General features: G+C 72.3%; 18 protein-coding genes. 9 read left to right on the forward strand and 9 right to left on the reverse strand.

What is annotated here, in order from left to right; genetic code table 11:
- Positions 1 to 51: 51 nt before the first annotated feature.
- The 8 genes from ACFWE2_RS17105 to ACFWE2_RS17140 are packed head-to-tail and all read right to left on the reverse strand — an operon-like array spanning position 52 to position 6758.
- Entirely contained in the window at positions 52 to 684 is a 633-nt protein-coding gene (locus tag ACFWE2_RS17105; protein WP_377225419.1) for a GNAT family N-acetyltransferase, read from the reverse strand.
- Positions 685 to 730: 46 nt separating this feature from the next.
- Complete coding sequence (locus ACFWE2_RS17110; protein ID WP_377225420.1) at positions 731 to 1243, reverse strand: Dps family protein; 513 nt, start codon at positions 1241 to 1243, stop codon at positions 731 to 733.
- A gap of 52 nt (positions 1244 to 1295) precedes the next feature.
- Positions 1296 to 1904, reverse strand: coding sequence for a hypothetical protein (locus ACFWE2_RS17115; RefSeq protein ID WP_377225421.1), 609 nt, complete (start codon positions 1902 to 1904; stop codon positions 1296 to 1298).
- Positions 1901 to 3274, reverse strand: a complete 1374-nt coding sequence (locus ACFWE2_RS17120) for a DUF58 domain-containing protein (protein ID WP_377225422.1) — start codon at positions 3272 to 3274, stop codon at positions 1901 to 1903. Before ACFWE2_RS17120 ends, ACFWE2_RS17115 begins: the two co-directional genes overlap by 4 nt.
- Positions 3271 to 4281, reverse strand: a complete 1011-nt coding sequence (locus ACFWE2_RS17125) for an AAA family ATPase (RefSeq protein ID WP_377225423.1) — start codon at positions 4279 to 4281, stop codon at positions 3271 to 3273. The genes ACFWE2_RS17120 and ACFWE2_RS17125 overlap by 4 nt, the downstream gene beginning before the upstream one ends.
- Positions 4274 to 4771, reverse strand: coding sequence for a hypothetical protein (locus tag ACFWE2_RS17130; RefSeq protein ID WP_377225424.1), 498 nt, complete (start codon positions 4769 to 4771; stop codon positions 4274 to 4276). The genes ACFWE2_RS17125 and ACFWE2_RS17130 overlap by 8 nt, the downstream gene beginning before the upstream one ends.
- Positions 4768 to 5526 (reverse strand): DUF4129 domain-containing protein, encoded by a 759-nt coding sequence (locus ACFWE2_RS17135; RefSeq protein ID WP_377225425.1) that lies wholly within the window; start codon positions 5524 to 5526, stop codon positions 4768 to 4770. The genes ACFWE2_RS17130 and ACFWE2_RS17135 overlap by 4 nt, the downstream gene beginning before the upstream one ends.
- Positions 5523 to 6758, reverse strand: coding sequence for a DUF3866 family protein (locus ACFWE2_RS17140; protein ID WP_377225426.1), 1236 nt, complete (start codon positions 6756 to 6758; stop codon positions 5523 to 5525). The genes ACFWE2_RS17135 and ACFWE2_RS17140 overlap by 4 nt, the downstream gene beginning before the upstream one ends.
- A gap of 34 nt (positions 6759 to 6792) precedes the next feature.
- On the opposite strand from ACFWE2_RS17140, the gene ACFWE2_RS17145 reads away from it, so the two are divergent.
- From ACFWE2_RS17145 to ACFWE2_RS17155, 3 genes are all read left to right on the forward strand, one after another.
- Entirely contained in the window at positions 6793 to 7914 is a 1122-nt protein-coding gene (locus ACFWE2_RS17145; protein ID WP_377225427.1) for a helix-turn-helix transcriptional regulator, read from the forward strand.
- On the forward strand, positions 7907 to 8959 hold the full coding sequence (locus tag ACFWE2_RS17150) for a helix-turn-helix transcriptional regulator (RefSeq protein WP_377225428.1): 1053 nt from the start codon (positions 7907 to 7909) through the stop codon (positions 8957 to 8959). The genes ACFWE2_RS17145 and ACFWE2_RS17150 overlap by 8 nt, the downstream gene beginning before the upstream one ends.
- Positions 8960 to 9063: 104 nt before the next feature.
- Positions 9064 to 9303, forward strand: coding sequence for a hypothetical protein (locus ACFWE2_RS17155; protein ID WP_377225429.1), 240 nt, complete (start codon positions 9064 to 9066; stop codon positions 9301 to 9303).
- A 24-nt stretch (positions 9304 to 9327) separates the two neighbouring features.
- Here ACFWE2_RS17155 and ACFWE2_RS17160 read toward each other — a convergent pair whose 3' ends face one another.
- Entirely contained in the window at positions 9328 to 9564 is a 237-nt protein-coding gene (locus ACFWE2_RS17160) for a hypothetical protein (RefSeq protein ID WP_377225430.1), read from the reverse strand.
- A 647-nt stretch (positions 9565 to 10211) separates the two neighbouring features.
- On the opposite strand from ACFWE2_RS17160, the gene ACFWE2_RS17165 reads away from it, so the two are divergent.
- The 6 genes from ACFWE2_RS17165 to lnt all read left to right on the forward strand — a co-directional run bounded on the left by ACFWE2_RS17165 (position 10212) and on the right by lnt (position 18626).
- Positions 10212 to 10775 carry a hypothetical protein gene (locus tag ACFWE2_RS17165; protein WP_377225431.1) on the forward strand — a complete coding sequence of 188 codons (564 nt, stop codon included), beginning with the start codon at positions 10212 to 10214 and terminating at the stop codon, positions 10773 to 10775.
- Positions 10776 to 11000: 225 nt separating this feature from the next.
- On the forward strand, positions 11001 to 11303 hold the full coding sequence (tatA, locus tag ACFWE2_RS17170; protein ID WP_377225432.1) for a Sec-independent protein translocase subunit TatA: 303 nt from the start codon (positions 11001 to 11003) through the stop codon (positions 11301 to 11303).
- A 3-nt stretch (positions 11304 to 11306) separates the two neighbouring features.
- Entirely contained in the window at positions 11307 to 12080 is a 774-nt protein-coding gene (tatC, locus tag ACFWE2_RS17175) for a twin-arginine translocase subunit TatC (protein WP_377225433.1), read from the forward strand.
- Between the two features lie 64 nt (positions 12081 to 12144).
- Positions 12145 to 15063: a DEAD/DEAH box helicase gene (locus ACFWE2_RS17180; protein WP_377225434.1), complete on the forward strand. Its 2919-nt coding sequence runs from the start codon at positions 12145 to 12147 to the stop codon at positions 15061 to 15063.
- A gap of 40 nt (positions 15064 to 15103) precedes the next feature.
- Positions 15104 to 16879 (forward strand): amidohydrolase, encoded by a 1776-nt coding sequence (locus ACFWE2_RS17185; protein ID WP_377225435.1) that lies wholly within the window; start codon positions 15104 to 15106, stop codon positions 16877 to 16879.
- A 28-nt stretch (positions 16880 to 16907) separates the two neighbouring features.
- Positions 16908 to 18626, forward strand: coding sequence for an apolipoprotein N-acyltransferase (lnt, locus tag ACFWE2_RS17190; protein ID WP_377225436.1), 1719 nt, complete (start codon positions 16908 to 16910; stop codon positions 18624 to 18626).
- Positions 18627 to 18670: the final 44 nt, after the last annotated feature.

The raw sequence follows: 18670 nt of genomic DNA on the forward strand, positions 1-18670 counted from the left end.
ATATTCGCCCCTCCAGGCCTGCCGAAGGGGCGAATATCCCGCACTCAACGGTCACGTGGTGGGGATGCCTACCAGCGGGGCCTGCGGGGTGGATGAGGGGAGCTCGGTGAAGCCGTAGCGGTCGTAGAACAGGCGGGCGGCGGTGTTCTCCGCCGCATAGCCCAGGTGCACACCCGGCACGCCGCGCTCGGCGAGGGCGCCCCGGAGCGTGTCGATGAGGCGGGACCCCAGGCCGCGGCGCTGGAGCACCGGGAGCAGGTCGATGTGCAGGTGGGCGGGATGCGTCGTCAGCTCGCCGTGGCGCAGGCCCCGGACCATGCGTTCCGGATCCGCGCCGTCGTGCAGGAGCTGGGCCTCGGTGTAGGCGGGGTTCCTGCCGGTGGCCGGGCCGGGGGCGGGGTGCCGGGCGACGAAACCCGGCGTCCACTCGCGGGCCCACCAGTCGACGAAGGCCTGGGTGTCGGCGACGCCGATGATGTATCCGGCCGCGCGGCCCTCGTGCTCGACCACCCACGCGAGGTCGGGGGAGTGCTCCACGTAGGGGAGCGCGTAGACGTCGGGCATGAGCAGGTCGGACGAGTAGATGCCGCGCGCGTCGTCGCCGGCAGCGGCGGTGCGGACGCAGATGTCGGCGACGTCGGCCCGGTCGGCGGCGCGGTACGGGCGGATGAATGGCTCGGTCACCCCGGCACCCTAACGCGCCGCCGCCGGGTGCGGCCGCGGCGTTCGGCTACGACTCGGGGATCGCCCCGGACGCCGACTCCAGGTGGGCGCGCACGAACCAGTGGAACTGCTCGAGCTCGTGCAGGTGACCGATGAGCAGGTCGTTCGTCACGTCGTCCAGCTTGGCGGTGTCGTCGGCGGCCTTGCGGTGGTCCGTGATCACGGACTCGTAGACCTCGTCGAGCGCGGCCAGGTGCTTCGTGGTCGTGGCGCGGCCGAGCGGGTAGTCCTCCCAGCTGCGGGCCGCGACGAGCGCGCCGGGTGTCCCGACCGGGACGCTGCCGAGGGTCGCGATGCGCTCGGCGATCTGGTCCACCATCGCGCGAACGGCGTCGACCTGCGGGTCGAGCATCTCGTGGACGCCGATGAAGTGCGGTCCGACGACGTTCCAGTGCACGTGCTTGAGCGTCAGGTGCAGGTCGTTCAGCGCGTGCAGCCGCTGCTGGAGGATCTCCGCGACCTCTGCCCCCTGCTCGGGGGTGAGGGACGGGACGGTGTAGCGAGGCAGCTTCGGGGACATGTCGGGTCCTCTCTTCCGGCGATTCTTCCCGCCGCTTCTTCCGGCGGTGCGGTCAGCTCGGTCCATCGTCACGCGACGGGCGGTCGGTCGCCAGCGCGAGGAGTGCGATCCCGACCAGGGCGAGCGCCGCAAGCAGGACGGCGGCGGTCGTCGTCGTCCCGGAGGCGAGCAGGGCGAGGGCGCCGAGGAGGCCCGTGGCGCCGAGCACAGCGACGTCGCGCCGCCAGCCGGCGGCGAGGGCCACGAGCTCGGTGTGTCCACCTGGCGGGACGTGGGCGGCCCACCAGGTGGTGCGAGCGAGGACGTGGGCGAGCAGCGCGACGGCGAGGGCCCAGGGATCGAAGGGTTCGGTGGTGAAACCCCAGAACAGCACGGCCGCGACGACGATGACGCCGCCGGCCGTCACCGGGGTGGGGCGGACGACGAGGAGGCCGGTGGCGAGGACGGCGATGACCCCGGTGAACTCGAGGGGGATGTCGGGGGTGCGACCCGCGGCGGTGAAGAGCAGGAGCGGGGTGAGCACGAGGAGCGCGAGGCGGAAGGTCCAGCCGCGGAGGGTTGGACCGGTCTCGACGGTGACGGCGGGCAGCGGGCGCCGTCCGGGGTCGTCGAGGCGGAGCCTGAGGTGCCGAAGCCGTTCGGTGAGGGAGGCGGGGATCATGGGGTGCGTCCGGGTACGTGGCGGCGGGCCGCGTGGGCGAGGGCTTCGAAGCGGACGGCGGCCTGGTCCCGCTGGGATCCGGCCCAGCGCACGACGGGGATGCCCTCGGCGTCGAGGGCGGCGATCCGGTCCTCGCGTTCGAGACGGCCGATCTGCCAGGCGATCGCGAGATGGCTCTCGATGACGGGGTGGACGTCGGGAAGGGTGTCGATCACGACGACGGGGTGGCCCGCGGTGCGCCAGGTGCGGACGAGGTGCAGGGGGTCGTCGTCGAGGAGCGTCGTGAAGAGGTAGACGATGGCGTCGGCCGGGAGCTGCGGTGGGCGTACGCGGTGCGCCGACGCGGGGTCCTTCGGATGGGCGAGGGCCAGTCCGTGCACGAGCCGGCGGAGGTGGCGTCGTCCGGCTGAGGGCGGGAGCGGACGGCGTCGGCGGGCCAGGTCCTCGAGGCCCACGCGGTCGCCCGCTTCGACCAGGGCGGTCGCGACCGAGGCCGCCGCGTGCCGGGCGAGGTCGAGCGACGTCGGCTCGTCGACCCGGATGATGCCGTAGCCGCGCCAGGTACGGACGTCGGGTCCTACCTCGTCGCGTGAGTCGACGACGAGGACCGCCGTCGCCTCGGCGGTGGAGTAGGTGCGGCGGACGTAGAGGGTTTCGAGCTCGGGGGAGCGCCGTGCGGTGGTGCGCCAGTCGATCCGGCGCAGCCGGTCGCCCGGGGTGAAGGGGTGGATGTCGCGGAGCTCGGTGCCGTCACCGAGGCGGCGTGCCGAGTGTGGTCCGGTGAGGCCGCGCAGCCGCCGCGGGAGGGGCAGACGGCCGAGCGGGGCGGCTCCCGGGAGGACGAGCCGCGTCGCGGCGCGGACCTGGGTCGGCTCCTCCTCCCAGGTGCCGTGCCGGGATCCGCGCAGGTCGACGGTGAAGGTCTGCTGGGGCCCGGTACGGACGGACGAGAGGCCGAGCGGCACCTCTCGGTCCTGGTCCTGGGTGCGGGCCGCCAGCGTCAGGTGGGTGGTGCGGTGCCCGGGCGCGGTGATGCGGAGGTGGACGATGTCGGCCCCGTCACCGGGACCGGCGGTGAGCCGAAGGGTCGCGGTGAGCTCGCCCGGGGTGGTGGGGCTCGACGGTTCGTGCAGGTCCGCGCGCAGGGGCGTGGTGGGACGGCTGGCGTAGGCCCAGGTGGCGGCGAGGAGGCCGGGTATGCCGATGAGGGCCAGGTCGGCGCGGCCGGCGAGGACGCTCGTGGCGAGCAGGAGGATGCCGACGGCGACGGCGGCGGTGTACGCCGAGATGGGGCGCCAGCCGTTGGGGCCGCCGGCGGGTCTGCCGGAGGAGGTCCGTCCGCGGGCGACGATGATGCCGCCGACGGTCATCGGGTGGGGACCGTGGCCGGCGTGGGGACGGTGTGCAGGAGGTCCGCGACGACGGTCTCGGGCCGGGTGGCCGACGCCCACGCGGTGGGGGTCAGCGTGATGCGGTGGGCGAGGACGGGGATGGCGACGCGCTTGACGTCCTCCGGCAGCACGTAGTCGCGTCCGTCGAGGACGGCGACGGCGCGCGCGAGAAGCACGAGGTTCTGCGAGCCGCGCGGGGAGGCGCCGACCTCCAGGGCCTGGTGACCGCGGGTGGCGGCGGTGAGGTCGACGCAGTAGCTGACGACGTCGGGGTCCACGGGCACCTGTTCGGTCCCGGCCTGCATGGCACGCACGGTGGTGGGGTCGACGACGCGGCGGACGGAGGTGGCTTCCTGGCGGCGGGCGAGCCGCCGGGTGACGACCTCGGCCTCCTGCGCGCGGTCGGGGTAGCCGACGCCGAGGCGGACCATGAAACGGTCGAGCTGAGCCTCCGGCAGGGGGTAGGTGCCCTCGTACTCGACGGGGTTGGAGGTGGCCAGCACGTGGAACGGGTCGGGCAGTGGGCGGCTGGTGCCCTCGATGGAGACCTGCCGCTCGGCCATGGCCTCCAGCAGCGCGGACTGGGTCTTCGGTGCGGTGCGGTTGATCTCGTCGGCGAGGAATAGGCCGGTGAAGACGGGTCCGGGGCGGAACTCGAAGGTGCGGGTCGCCGGGTCGAAGACCGAGGAGCCGGTGATGTCCGCCGGCAGCAGGTCAGGGGTGCACTGGAGGCGCGCGAAGTCGAGGCCGAGGGCGGCGGCCAGCGAGCGCGCGGCGAGGGTCTTGCCGAGGCCTGGTACGTCCTCGAAGAGGACGTGTCCGCCGGCCAGGATGGTGGCGAGGGCCACCTGGAGCGCGTCGCGCATGCCGACGACGACTGTGCCCACCTCGGCGAGGACCTGTTCGCCCAGTGCCGCGACGTCGGCGACGGGCAGCGGTGCTGGGCCGGTCTCGGGGCCGGTCTGGGTGCCGGTGCGGTCAGGCATGGTTCTCCTCGGTGGTGGGTGCGGCGCCGAGGCGGTCTATCGCGTCGAGCCAGGTCTGCACGGTGCGCGCGGTGGGGGGCCGTCGGGACCCCAGCTGGCGCAGGACGCGAGCGCCGAGAAGTCGTTCGGCGTCGGGTTGGGCTGCGGGGTCGGACGGGTCGACGCCGTGTGCGCGGAGCCGGTCGGCGGCGAGCGCCTGGATGCGGCGGACCACGCGGTCGGTGACGTGGCCGTCGCGGCCGAAGACGGACCAGCCGAGGTCGGACACGTCGTGGCGTCCGCCGGCGCGTGCCTGGATGGGGAGGTGGGGCCATTCGGGGTCGGGGGCGCGGGAGTCGGTGGCGGACCACAGGATGCTGATCGCGGCGGCTACGGCTGCTGCGGCGGTCGCGTGCCAGGGGTCGATGACGTTCCAGAAGACGAGTCCGGCGGCGGCGAGGCTTGCGATGACGGTGACGGTGGTGATGCGCCGCCAGTTCCAGGTCCTCATGCTCGGCCTTGTTCGCTGTCGGTCGCGCTGTCGGTTGCGGGGCCGGTGGTGGGGTCGGTCGCGGGGTTGTCGATGTGGAGGCTGCGTGCGATGTCCGCGAGCGCCGTTCGGGCCTGGGTGACGGCGGTTCGGTCGATGGGCCGGTCGGTGAAGCGGGCGCGTTGGTAGAGGGTGCGCAGGCGGGCGACGGCGGCTGGTGGTGCGGGGGTGTTGGCGAGGACGGTTCCGGTGAACTCGGTGGGGGTCTGGGCGGGGTCGCGGTGGGCGCCTGCGCGGGCTGCGGCTTCTTCGAGGGCTACCCAGGCGGCGACGACGGCGTCGCGGGGGCGGGCGTGGCCGTCGAGGTGGGCGAGGGCGCGGGTGACGGCGTCCTGGAGCTCGGGGAGGTCGACGGTGTCGTCGGTGGTCGCGGTGCCGGTGCCTGCGGTGAGGTTGTCGGGTGTGGTGTCGGTCCGTGCGCGGAGGATGGTGAGGAGCTTGCGGGTGGCGTAGCCGAGGAGGGCTGCGACGAGGAGGCCGAGGAGGATGGCGGTGATGAGGGTGATCCAGCGGGGGTCGCGGGTGGGTTCGTCGAGGTGCTGGGGTGCTGAGCTGGGGGTGGGGACGGGGCTCGGTGGGGGCTGTTGCTGGGGCAGGGAGAGCTCCGGGGTGGGCAGGTGGGGCGGGCTGAAGCGCCAGGGGGTGGCGGTGGCTGCGCCGAGTACCACGACGGTGACCAGGAGGAGGGTGATGGTCAGGCGGGTGATGGGCTTCATGCTGTGCCGGTCGTGCTGCCGGTCGTGCTGCCGGTCGTGCTGCCGGTCGTGCTGCGGGCGGTGAGCTGGTGGGCGTGGATGCCTGCCGCGGCTGCCGCGACGAAGGAGGCGGGGTCGGCGTCGAGGTCGCGGCCCATGGTGCGCAGGCCGCCTGGTGCGGTGCGCAGGGTGTCGAGGAGGGTGGTGTCGGTGGGGACGTCGACGAGGGTGTGGCGGGTTCCGGCGAGGGTTTTTGCCTGTTCGTGGATGCGGTGGGTGAGGGGCGCGCCCCAGGCGGGCAGGTGCTCGAGGGCGGTGTCGGGTACGGGGACGGGGACGTCGGCGGGGGCGAGGGCGACCCTGGTGTATGCGGTCAGGGAGTGGTGGGAGATGCCGAGGTGGCGGTCGCGGGGGTCCGCCCCGGACACGCGCAGGGAGGCGACGGGGCGTCCGCGGAGGGTGGCGGCGGCGTTGACGGCCTCTCCGGCGGCGACGCCGGAGTAGCCCCAGCGGGTGCCGGTGCCGAGGTTGCCGGGGCCTTGGGCGACGACGGCGATGTCGCACCCGGCGACGTGCCGGGCAGCGAGCAGGCCGGTGTGCACGGTCACTGCTTCGAGGTCGCCGCCGAAGGCCTGGCCGACGGTGACGCACGTGGTGAGCCAGTCGGCGTCGCGCAGGGCGGCGACGGTGCGGGAGAACGCTGCGGGCAGCGCGCCGCCGTCGGTCATGACGTAGGCGATCCGTAGCGTGTCCGGGGCTCCGCCGGTGGTCGTGTGGGCGTGGCGCAGCCCGGCGACGACGGCGGGTAGTGCGGAGTGCAGGTCCGCGACGACGACGGGCATGCCGTCGAGGCTGTCGGCGTCGGTCAGGGTCGCGTGGTGGGGCGACTCCTGTTCGTCGACGCCGAGCACCATGGTCTGCAGGGGCGTGTACCGGGCCTTGACGAGGTGTCCCGGGCCGGGGGTCGGGTCGGGTGGCAGGGGGGTGCCTGCCGAGGCCGGTCCCACGACGAGCGCGTACCCGCCGGTGCCCAGCCCGCGTGCGAGTGCGGAGACGTTCAGGAGCAGCGCGTCGCCCGGGCGGGGGTCGCCCACGAGGTCGGTGTACGCGAGGGCACGCACTGTCACCGGCTCTGTCACCGGCCCGGCGGCGTCACGCCCTGGCAGGGGGCGGTCGAGCGTCACCTCGAGCTCGAGTGCGCCCCGCCACGACCTGCCTGTGGAAATCACGGTCCCGATCCGCCACGTCATCACAGGGTGGAGGCTACCGAACGCTACCGTTGTCCTGATGTCCATCGACCCGTCCCCCAGCGCGCAGTCCGCGTCGTCCTCCGCCCCGTCGTCCGGCCTGAACCCCGCCGAGCGGCTCCTGAACCTTGTCATCGCGCTCGTGAACACGAATGCCGCGATGACCAAGCAACAGGTCCGCACCGCGGTGGCCGGGTACGCCGACGCACCCAGCGACGAGGCGTTCGAGCGGATGTTCGAGCGCGACAAGGACATGCTGCGGGCTCTTGGCATCCCGGTCGTGACGGTCGGGACCGGTGGGCACACCGACGAGCTCGGGTACCGGATCGACCAGGACGCCTACGCGCTGCCGCCGATCGACCTCACCCCGGCCGAGCTCGGCGTGCTGTCCCTGGCCGCCCAGTTCTGGCAGGACAAGACCCTGCAGACGGACATCAACCGAGCGATGGTCAAGCTGCGTGCGGCCGGCGCCGGAGACCCCTCGGCGGACGCGCTGGCCGGCCTCGCGCCGTCGGTACGCGCGGTGGGCGACGCGTACGGTCCCCTCATGGAGGCGATCGAGGCCCGCCGCACGGTGACGTTCAGCTACCGGGCCGCGTACAACGGCGCTGTGCTGACCAGGCACGTCGAGCCGTGGCGCATCGCGGCCCGCGACGGCGGCTGGTATCTCATGTGCTTCGACCGTGACCGGCAGGCTCCCCGCGTGTTCCGCATGTCGCGCATCGAGTCCCGCGTGCGCATCACCGGTCCCGTCGGCGCGTACGAGATCCCCGACTTCGAGACCGACGTCATGCTCGGCAAGGCCCACGGCGAGGTCCGGTCGGCGGTCGTCGCCGTCCGCCCCGAACGCGCCGGAGCGCTGCGCGCCCGCGCCAAACCGGTGCCGGAGGGCGAACGCGAGGCCTACGGCGAGCGCCTGCCCCGACCCGTCGGGGCGAGTGCCGGTGACCGCGAGGGCGATCACGCCGGGTGGGACATCCTCGAGGTGCCCTACCGGTCCCTGTCCGGTATGGCGTCCGAGGCCGCTGGATACGGGGCGGCGCTGGTCGTGCTCGAACCCGAACCGGTACGGAACGAGACGCTGCGCAGGCTCACCGCGGCGGCGGCACTGGGCGCCGGCTCCGTTGCCGGCGCGGGAGCACAGGGGGCGTCCCGTGGCTGAGCGCGCGGACGACAGACTGCTGCGCCTGCTGGGCATCGTCGCCTACCTGGACGGCGCGGGGCCGGTGCCCGTCGCCGACCTGGCCCGGCGGTTCGGGACCACGCCGGCACAGATCCAGAAGGACGTCGACGCCCTGTGGGTCTCCGGCACACCCGGGTACTGGCCCGACGACCTGATCGACTTCGACGCCGCGTCCATCGACCGCGGCGTGGTGCACCTGACCGAGGCGCGGGGCATGACCCGGCCGCTGCGGCTCGGCACCCGGGAGGCCGTCGCGCTGGTCGCCGCGCTGCGCGCCATGAAGGCCACCGGCGCAGTCCAGGCCGACCCCGCCCGGTCCGCGGTCGTCGAGTCGGCGCTGCGCAAGCTGACCGACGCGACGGGCGAGGCGGCGAACGCCGTCGACGTACGTCTCGCCCCCGGCGGAGACCGGCAGGTCGTCTCCGCGATCACGTCCGCGCTGACCAACCACCACCGGCTGCGGATCCGGTACGTGACCTCGTCGGACGTCGTCAGCGAACGCGAGGTGGACCCCGTCCGGCTGCACACGCAGGACGAGTTCGCCTACCTCGCCGCCTGGTGCTACCGCGCCGCCGCGCCCCGCACCTTCCGCGTCGACCGCATCCTGGAGGCCACCGAGACCGACCTCCCCGTGCAGGAGCACCCGGGTGTGGGGGAGCGGGCGGCCGAGATCGACTTCGCCGCACTGTTCGCCGGCGGGTCCGCACCGCTGGCGACCGTCCGGTTCGCGCCACGCGCACGGTGGTTCGCCGAGGAGGTCCCCGTCGAGTCGGTACGCAACCTGCCCGACGGCGACTTCGAGGTCACCCTGCGCGTCACCAACCCGGGCTGGCTGCGCAGCACCCTGATCCAGCTCGCCCCGTACGTGCGGTCCGTCTCGCCGAGCTCCCTGGCCGACGACGTCGCGGGGGCCGCCGCCGAGGCCCTGGCCCTCTACCAAACCGGACACGACACGGGGCAGGACACGGGGCCTGGAACAGGTTCGCCGACCCGAGACGCAGCCACATCCACAAATTCACACTAGGCTTGGCAACCATGTGGTTCTGGGTATGGACCCTGCTGATCGTAGGCAGCCTCGTCGGAGCGTTCTTTCTCGCCCGTTCTCTCTGGCGGTCGGCAAAGGGTCTGATGGAAGAGCTGGGACGAGCGTCGCGCCGCATCGGCGAGGCGAGCGACCGGATGCAAGAGCTGTCCGACCGGGCACGCGAGGTCGCGACGACGCGACACGCCGGCCCCAGCCTGTTCGACGACGTGACGATCCACTACCAGCGCGTCAACGCGCAGCGCACCGCTCGTGCCGGCCGCAAGGACGCGCGCCGGGCGCGGCACGTCGTGACGTGGCAGAAGTGGAAGCACTTCAACGACTGAGCAGCACCGACCGCCGCCGGCCGCTCAGCATCGGTCGGCGGGGGCGTCGTCAGGGTCGTCGGCAGGGGAGCGCAAGGGCTGAGCACCGGTCGGCGGGCTGAGGTGGTCCAGCCGGACGGCATCGGCCTTGGGTACCGAGACCACGCTCGAGGTGCCCCGCTCCCACTCGCGCGGGATGAGCAGGTACTGACCGCCCGAGACGACCATGAGGACCAGGCCGTCGTACCGGTACCGGAAGGCGGACTCGTCGGCCGGGCACACCGTCGTCGTGACGCCCGGCTCGACGATCTGCAGGTCGGAGGTTCTGAAATTTACCGTGATACCGCACCGCGACGCTGGTCAGACGCGTAAATTCCTGGTCACCAGTCAAGGCACGACTCGAGCCGCAGCGCTCGACACAGCAGCGCCGGCACCCGAACTTGCGGCTGGGTGGTGAACCGTCGTCGGCCAAGGCCCGTGCCGGCCGCAAGGACGCGCGCCGGGCGAGGTGCGTCGTGACATGGCAGCAGTGGAAGCACTTCTACGGCTGAACCGGCAAGCGTCTGTGCGCTTGGAGATTGATTCCGCTCCCCGGACAACCCGCGGTAGGCCCATGGTTAACCGTTGACGAATTTTAGCTCCGAGCATGGCCAACTAGGCGATCACTGCCACGACTTTCGTGGCTTACGACCTGAAGTCGTGGCAGCGTCGCCCGTGTCCGGGTTATCCGGCTTGGACACTTACCTAGCGATCTAGGAGTCCCGTTGAAGAGATCAAGACGAAGGCAGGCAGGGATCACGCTCCTTGCGTGCGCCCTGCTCGTCGCCAGCCAGCCCGCGCTCGCGTCTGCTCGGGACAATTCCAGCGGGCCCGAGACGACCACCGCGGTAGATGCTCCTAAGGACCTGACGACTGAGGAGGAGGCGCAGTTGCGCTCCTTCTTCGACGAGTACGACGTCCCCGTCGAGGACCAGAATTCTCTTCTGGAGTCTTACGAGAGCGGTGACCGGTGGCTTTCGATGACTGCTGGGGCGGAGCCCGTCGAGGTTCGCACCGAGAACAAGGCAGGGATGCGTTCCACCGTCAGCACCTACGAGGACGGCTCGGTAGCCGTTGCCGGTACTCAGGTGCCGACGAAGTCTGCCCCTACTGGAGTGGGGCCACTCTCCGTGACAGGTTGCAGCACTTCTGGTTCCACCCGGGTGGTGACCTACTCGAACTGTCTGGCTAAGGTCGACAACGGTGTGGTCATGATGTCTTTCCGGTTCACGTGGCGGCTGTACGTCGGATCCAGCGCCAGCATCACCAGCTTCGATCCCGAAAGCCGCAATCACCGCTGCATCGGCTGCATCATGAGTGACCACCGTGTCTACCGCATCAGCAGCACCAACGTGCGGTATTCCGCGACCATCGGCCTGCCGCCGGGCGAGTACCTCGGCTGGATGGGCGTGCGAGTGAGCACGAGTGGCGCCTCGACCTACCAAGGTCCCTGAGTGCTGGTCAGCTTGCTGATAGCCAGCTCTGGTAGCAGCGAGCAGGCACTGCCGACGTGAAGTTCACACCGTGGCGGTGGCCGCGCCCGATAGGGGACGGTCGCCGCCGCGGGCTTGGGCTGCGCTACCTCGTGTCTACCAAGGCGCTACCTTTGCGCCCCTCAAGTCCGCGTAGGATCGGTCATATCCGCACCACGCGTATCAGTCGCACCGTAAGGAGTCATCATGGCAGGCGCTATGCAGCCTTGGCACTGGATCGTTCTGCTCGTCGTCGTCCTCCTGCTCTTCGGGTCCTCGCGCCTGCCGGGCCTGGCCAAGAGCGTCGGCCAGTCGATGAAGATCTTCAAGAAGGAGGTCAAGGACCTGCGCGAGGACGGTTCCGGTAACGCGAACAGCAACGTCGCTGACGCCCCGGGCGGGACGACCACCTCCAGCCCGAGCTCGACGGCGGGACCGGGCGCGAGCTCGAACACCGACGAGGTACCGGGTTTGATCTCCAACAGGGACCGCGACATCCCCAAGGCCTGATCGGTGGCACGTACTCGGCGGCCGGCCGACGGCCGCATGCCTCTGCTCGCGCACCTGCTCGAGCTGCGCAAGAGATTCGTCCTGATAGCGGTCGGCCTCGTGGTCGGCGCCGTCGCCGGATGGTTGCTCTACGACCCGTTGCTGGTCCTGCTCCAGCGTCCCCTCGTGGTGTCGGAGGAGCTGCGGGGCAACGAGATGACCCTGAACTTCGCCGGCCCGATGGCGGCACTGGACCTGAAGATCAAGTCGTCCCTGTTCCTCGCCGTGTTCCTCACCTGCCCCTGGTGGCTCTACCAGGTGTGGGCGTTCATCACCCCGGGCCTGAACAAGAACGAGCGGAAGTACGCGTACGGGTTCGTCGGTGCGGCGTTCCCACTGTTCCTCGGCGGCGCATACATGGCATGGCTCGTGTTCCCGCACGCGATCGAGATCCTGTCCGGGTTCCTGCCGGACGACGCGACGGCGTTCACCAACGCCCAGGAGTACCTGTCGCTCGTGATGCGGCTGCTCATCGCGTTCGGGCTCGCGTTCCTGTCCCCGGTGCTGCTGGTGGGCCTGAACTTCGCGGGACTTCTGACCGGCAACGCGCTGCTGGCCGGCTGGCGGTGGGCGATCCTCGTCGCGTTCACGTTCGCCGCGATCATCACGCCCACACCGGACGCCATGACGATGATCCTCGTCGCACTGCCGATCTGCGTGCTCTACTTCGCCGCCGTCGGCGTCGCGCAGCTGCACGACAGGCGCGTCGAGAAGCGGCTGGCCGCCGCAGAGCTCTGAGCCACAGCCCCGGAGCGTGCCTGTCGCGCCCGGGGCTGTCGGTGAGGGACCGTAGGCTGTGCCCATGAGCGAGCTGAGCCCCGCCGAGCGGTACACGGCCTTCCGGACCCAGAGCCGTTCAGCGGCCGAGCACCCCGAGCTGACCCGCTTCCGGGAGGTCATCGGCTTCGAGCTCGACGACTTCCAGGTGCAGGCCTGCGAGGCCCTCGAACAAGGGCGCGCCGTGCTCGTGGCGGCCCCCACCGGAGCCGGCAAGACGGTCGTCGGCGAGTTCGCCGTCCACCTCGCGCTGGCCTCGGGCCGCAAGGCGTTCTACACCACGCCCATCAAGGCCCTGTCCAACCAGAAGTACGCCGACCTCGCGCGCCGCCACGGCATCGACAACGTCGGCCTGCTCACGGGCGACACCACGATCAACGGCGACGCACCAGTGGTGGTCATGACCACCGAGGTGCTCCGCAACATGCTCTACGCGGGGTCCCCGACCCTGGACGGCCTGGCGTACGTGGTCATGGACGAGGTGCACTACCTCGCCGACCGCTTCCGCGGCCCCGTCTGGGAAGAGGTGATCATCCACCTCTCCGACGACGTTCAGCTCGTCTCCCTGAGCGCGACCGTGTCCAACGCCGAGGAGTTCGGCGACTGGCTCGAGATGGTGCGCGGCGACACCGCCGTCGTCGTCTCCGAGCGCAGGCCTGTACCCCTGTGGCAGCACGTCCTCATGTCCTCGCCCGAGCCGCGCGGCAAGCCCCGCATGCTCGACCTGTACGCAGGGCACGTCGACCCGACCGACCCCGGCACCAACCCGCCCATCAACCCCGACCTGTCCGCCGCGTTCCGCTCCGGGCGCGGCGGCAGCCGCCCCGGCGACTACCGCGGCGGCCCCGGCGGACGACGCGGCCGGGGCGCAGGCCGTGGCCGCGACCGCGGGTACCGCGGCGGTGACGGACGCCGCAGCGACGACAGCACCGGTGGCATCGGCCCGAGCCGGCGCACCCCGCCGCGGTTCATCGTCATCGACGCCCTGAACGCCGACGCCCTGCTGCCCGCGATCTACTTCGTGTTCTCCCGCGCGGGCTGCGAGGCCGCCGTCGACCAGTGCCTCAAGGCCGGGCTTCGGCTGACCTCCCCGCAGGAGGAGGCCACCATCCGCTCGGTCGTGGAGGAGCGCACCGCCGCCATCCCGCCGGAGGACCTCGACGTGCTCGGCTACTGGTCCTGGTCACAGGCCCTGGCCCGTGGCGTCGCGGCCCACCACGCCGGCATGCTCCCCGTGTTCAAGGAGACCGTCGAGGACCTCTTCTCACGCGGCCTCGTCAAGGTCGTGTTCGCCACCGAGACCCTCGCGCTCGGCATCAACATGCCCGCCCGGTCCGTCGTCCTGGACAAGCTCGTCAAGTGGGACGGCACCAGCCACGTCCCCGTCACCCCTGGCGAGTTCACGCAGCTCACCGGGCGCGCCGGCCGCCGCGGCATCGACATCGAGGGCCACGCCGTCGTCGTCGACCACCCGGCCCTCGACCCTGTGGCGCTGGCCGGCCTCGCGTCCAAGCGCCTCTACCCGCTGAAGTCCAGCTTCCGGCCCACGTACAACATGGCCGTCAACCTCGTCGCCCAGGTCGGCCGCGACCGCGCGCGCGAGGTCCTGGAGACCTCCTTCGCGCAGTTCCAGGCCGACCGTGGCGTGGTCGGCCTCGCCAAGCAGGCCCAGGCCCACGCCGAGGCCCTCGACGGCTACGCCAAGGCCATGTCCTGCGACGTAGGCGACTTCGGCGCGTACATGGACCTGCGCCGCGCCATCAAGGACCGCGAGAAGGAGCTGTCACGGGCCGCGTCCGGCGCCGAACGCGCACAGATCGTGGCCTCCCTCGAGGCGCTGCGCCGCGGCGACGTCGTCGAGGTCCCCACCGGACGACGGCGCGGGTACGTCCTCGTCCTCGACCCGGGCGAGCCCGGCGGGTTCGACGGGCCGCGCCCCACGGTCCTCACCCAGGAACGCCAGGTCAAGAAGCTGACCCTCGCCGACGCGCCCGCCGGCCTGGAGACCGTCACGACCGTGAAGATCCCCAAGGCGTTCAACCCCCGCAAGCCCGACGCCCGCCGCGACCTCGTCTCCTCCATGCGCAACGCGCTGGGCGCCCTCGCCGACGACGTCCCCTCCGCCCACTCCACCAGCACCCCCGCCGGCGCCCGCACGCGCAGGCCCCAGGTCGGACGGCGGTCCGACGCCTCGACCGACGCCGAGCTCGCCCGGCTCCGCAAGGCCCTCAAGTCGCACCCGTGCCACGCCTGCCCCGAACGCGACGACCACGCACGGTGGGCGGAACGGTGGAACAAGCTCAAGCGGGAGCACGACCAGCTCGTGCGTCGCGTCGAGGGCCGCACCGGGTCCATCGCCCGCACCTTCGACCGCACCCTCGACGTGCTGCTGACCCTCGGCTACCTGCAGCGCACCTCCGAGCAGCGGATCCGGGTCACCGACGACGGCCGCTGGCTGCGCCGCCTCTACGCCGAGAACGACCTGCTCCTGGCCGAGTGCCTGCGCCGAGGGGCGTGGGACGGCCTCGACCCGGCAGGCCTGGCCGCCGTCGTGTCAACGGTCGTGTACCAGTCACGGCGCGACGACGCCCCCGACCCGTACATCCCCGGAGGCCCCACCGGGCGCCTGGCCGGCGTGCTGGACGAGACCCAGCGGGTCTGGTCCGAGGTCGACGACCTCGAGGAGGCGCACGGCATCGAGGCCACCGGCCCGCTCGACCTCGGACTGGTCGGTGCGATGTACCGGTGGGCGTCCGGCAAGACGCTGGACAGCGTGCTGCGCGGCTCCGACCTCGCCGCCGGCGACTTCGTGCGCTGGTGCAAGCAGGTCGTCGACGTGCTCGACCAGCTCGGGGGCGCCGCGCCGTCGGAGAAGCTGCGCACCACGGCACGCAAGGCGCAGGACGCGGTGCTGCGCGGGGTGGTGGCGTACTCGAGCCTCTGACCAGCCGCGCCGGGCGGGCTGATCACATACGATTTCCACCGTGAGCCAGCCCGCCCGATCCATCCTGTACCGCAACGGCGTCATCCACTCGTCGGCGGACCCCTTCGCCGAGGCGATCCTCGTCGACGACGGCGTGGTGGCCTGGCTCGGTGCGAACGACACCGCCGCGGGCCTCGCCGCCCGCGCGGACCGGGTGATCGACCTGGACGGCGCGCTGGTGACGCCCGGGTTCGTCGACGCGCACGTCCACGTGCTGGAGACCGGCCTGGCGAGCGACGCCGTGGACCTCACGCCTGCCGGGGGAGTGCACTCCCTCGCCGACGCGCTGGCCGCCCTGCACAAGGGCGCCCGGCGGCTGGCCGCCGCCGACCCGTCCGGTGACCAGGTGCTGCTCGCCTTCGGCTGGGACGAGCAGACCTGGCCCGAGGAGCGCACGTTCACCCGGCAGGAGCTCGACGACGCCTGCGGCGGCCGTCCCGTCTACGCGGCACGCGTCGACGTGCACTCGGCAGTGGTCTCCAGCGCGATGGCCGCCCGGGCCGGCATCGAACGCGACCCCGCCTGGACCGGTATGGGAATGTCGGGCTCCGGCTGGTCCGACGCCCCCGTCGACACCGGCCTGGTCACCGCCGACCTCCACCACACGGTGCGCGCCGTCGCCCACACGCTGTCCCCCGAGCGCCGCACCCGCCTCTACCGCGAGACCCTCGCGGCGTGGGCGACCCGCGGCATCGTGTCCGTGCACGAGATGAGCGGCGCGCACCTCGACACCCGGGCCGGCCTCGCCGAGCTGTACGCGATGACGTCCACCGCCGATCCGGACGCCCCAGCCCTGCCGCACCTTGCCGCCTACCGCGGCGAGCTCTGCCGCACGCCCGACGACGCCAGCGCACTGCTGGCCGAGCTGCCGTTCCTCACCGGGATCGGCGGGGACCTCAACGTCGACGGCTCCATCGGGTCCCGCACCGCCGCCCTGCGCAGCCCCTACTCCGACCTGCCGCTGGACCCCTCGTCCGCGTCCTTCTCCGGCGCGCTGACCCACGCCGACGGCAGCCCGTGGACCGGCAACCTGTACCTGACCGCCGAGCAGATCGCCCACCACCTGGCCGCCGTCCAGAACGCCCGAGGCGCGGGCGCGGGCGTGCAGGGCGCGTTCCACGTCATCGGGGACCGCGCGATGGACACCATGGTCCTCGGGCTCCAGATCGCCGCCCAGCTCACCGGCGACAGCGCCGTACGCGCCGCGCACCACCGCATCGAGCACGGGCTGTTCGTGGACGCCACCACGCTCGCCGTACTCCTCGCGCAGGGCGTCGGCCTGTCGGTCCAGCCGGCGTTCGACTCGTCCTTCGGCGGCAGCAAGGGCGTCTACGCCACCCGCCTCGGCCCCCTGCGCGCCGGATCGCTCATGCCGTTCGCCGACCTCGCCCAGGCCGGGGTGCCGCTCGCTTTCGGGTCCGACGCCCCGGTCACACCCGTGGACCCCTGGCAGGGCGTGCGCGCCGCGACCAGCCACGAGGACCCCGACCAGCGCATCTCCGCGGGTGCCGCGTTCCGTGCCCACACCCGCGGCGGCTGGCGCCTCGCCGGCCTCGACCACACCGGCGCCGGGCAGCTGCGGGTCGGCGCGCCCGCGCACCTCGCCGTCTGGCGGGCCGAACGGCTCGGCGTGCAGGCCGCCCCCGGCCGCCTCAGCTCCTGGAGCGAGGAGGCCCGGGCGGGCACGCCCCTGCTGCCCGACCTCGCCCCGGACGCCGCCCAGCCGCAGTGCCTGCACACCCTCCGCGCCGGCACCATCCTCCACGACACGTTCTAGGACGGCGGGGCGGCGGTAGGCTGCGGGCGTGCGTCTGCCCGAGCCGTCCCGGCTGCTGTCGCTGTTTCTCACGGTGGCCGGCGGCCTCCTCCTGTGGAGCGCGTTCCCCGATGCCGGAGCGTGGCCCGCCGCCTTCGTCGCCGTCGCCGTCCTGTACTGGTCGCTCGGGCGGGACAGCGCCTGGTGGAACTCCCTGATCGGGCTCCTGTTCGGCCTGGCCTTCTTCCTGCCCCACCTGTGGTGGGCGCGCGAGTCGACCGAGACAGCGCCCTGGATCGCCATCTCGACGGTCGAGGCCCTGTTCCTCGCCGTGTTCGGCGCGCTGTGGACCTGGGTACGCCGCACCAGGTTCCTGCGCCGCCGCGGCTGGCGGCTCGCCGCGGCGTTCGCCGTGCTCTACGTGGCGGTGGAGCAGTGGCGCGCCGAGGTCCCGTTCGGCGGGTTCCCCTGGGGCCGCCTCGCCTGGGCGATGGCGGGCACCCCCACCGGACGCGCCGCCTGGCTGGGCGGCACCGTCGCCGTGAGCCTGCTCGTCGCGTTCGCAGGCGTGCTCCTCGCCCTGGCGGTGGCCGCCCTGGTTCGTGCGGTCCGGCTCCGCGCCGCACCAGCTATCACGCCAGGTACCGCACCGGCGAGCACCCTCGGGTCCGACCGCGGCCCACGGCACAGCACGCCCGGACGCGAGGCTCGCCGCGCCGCCGGGGCCATCCTGCTGGGTCTCGCGGTAGCCGTCGCGCCGCTCGTGCTGCCGCTCGCGACGTCCGCGAGCGCCGGCGCCGTCGAGGCGCCGGACGGGGCCGAGGTTCATGACGCGGGGAGCGACCTGGCGGAGGACGGGACGCTGTGGGCGGGTGCGGTGCAGGGGAACGTGGGGGAGCCGGGTCTTGGTGCTTTCGCGAACCGGGCGGAGGTGCTGAACAACCATCTGGAGGGTACGTACACGCTGGCGGAGGACTTCGCGGGTGAGCTGGACGTGGTGCTGTGGCCGGAGAACGGCAGCGACCTGGACCCGCAGACGACGCCGGAGGTGGCGCGGGGGCTGGATGCGGCGGCGACGGCGGTAGGGGCGCCGATCCTGGTGGGGGCGCAGGAGTTCCCTGACGCGGGTGGGCGGTACAACGTGCTGCTGCTGTGGCAGGCGGGTGGTGGTGTGATCGGGCGGTACGCGAAGCAGCATCCGGCGCCGTTCGGTGAGTACATCCCGATGCGGTCGTTCCTGCGGTTGTTGTCGGACCAGGTGGACCGGGTGACGACGGACATGATCGCGGGGGTGAACCCGCCGGTCGTGGAGGTGCCGAGCCGGCTGGGGCAGGGCGGGTACCGGATGGGCACGATCATCTGTTTCGAGGTGGCGTACGACGAGATCGTGCGGGACGCGGTCCTGGAGGGTGCGCAGGTGCTGGTGATCCCGACGAACAATGCGTCGTTCGGGTTCACGGCGGAGTCGACGCAGCAGCTTGCGATGTCGCGGATGCAGGCGATCGCGACGGGCCGGGCGGCGGTGCAGATCTCGACGGTGGGGGTGTCGGGGGTGATCACGCCGGACGGCACGGTGGTGCGGCGTACGGGGTTGTTCACGGCTGACGAGTTCGTGGCGCACCTGCCGTTGCGGTCCTCGATCACGCCGGCGGTGGCCGCGGGGTACTGGCCGGGCTGGGTGGTCGGTGGGCTTGCGGTGGCCCTGGTCGTGGCGGGGCTGGCCGGTGGACGTAGAAGACGTGGCGCTGGGCGTGAGAACCGGACATAGGAACCGGTAGACGCGGGAACGACCGTCGGGTCCGGACCATGTGG

The sequence above is a fragment of the Promicromonospora sp. NPDC060271 genome (assembly GCF_042726755.1).
In the GTDB taxonomy this organism is placed as follows: domain Bacteria; phylum Actinomycetota; class Actinomycetes; order Actinomycetales; family Cellulomonadaceae; genus Promicromonospora.

Excerpts from the sequence above, each read along its gene's own strand:
- ACFWE2_RS17110 (WP_377225420.1), bottom strand. The coding sequence starts at position 1,243 with ATGTCCCCGAAGCTGCCTCGCTACACCGTCCCGTCCCTCACCCCCGAG.
- ACFWE2_RS17115 (WP_377225421.1), bottom strand. The coding sequence starts at position 1,904 with ATGATCCCCGCCTCCCTCACCGAACGGCTTCGGCACCTCAGGCTCCGC.
- ACFWE2_RS17120 (WP_377225422.1), bottom strand. The coding sequence starts at position 3,274 with ATGACCGTCGGCGGCATCATCGTCGCCCGCGGACGGACCTCCTCCGGC.
- ACFWE2_RS17125 (WP_377225423.1), bottom strand. The coding sequence starts at position 4,281 with ATGCCTGACCGCACCGGCACCCAGACCGGCCCCGAGACCGGCCCAGCA.
- ACFWE2_RS17130 (WP_377225424.1), bottom strand. The coding sequence starts at position 4,771 with ATGAGGACCTGGAACTGGCGGCGCATCACCACCGTCACCGTCATCGCA.
- ACFWE2_RS17135 (WP_377225425.1), bottom strand. The coding sequence starts at position 5,526 with ATGAAGCCCATCACCCGCCTGACCATCACCCTCCTCCTGGTCACCGTC.
- ACFWE2_RS17145 (WP_377225427.1), top strand. The coding sequence starts at position 6,793 with ATGTCCATCGACCCGTCCCCCAGCGCGCAGTCCGCGTCGTCCTCCGCC.
- ACFWE2_RS17155 (WP_377225429.1), top strand. The coding sequence starts at position 9,064 with ATGGAAGAGCTGGGACGAGCGTCGCGCCGCATCGGCGAGGCGAGCGAC.
- tatA (WP_377225432.1), top strand. The coding sequence starts at position 11,001 with ATGGCAGGCGCTATGCAGCCTTGGCACTGGATCGTTCTGCTCGTCGTC.
- ACFWE2_RS17180 (WP_377225434.1), top strand. The coding sequence starts at position 12,145 with ATGAGCGAGCTGAGCCCCGCCGAGCGGTACACGGCCTTCCGGACCCAG.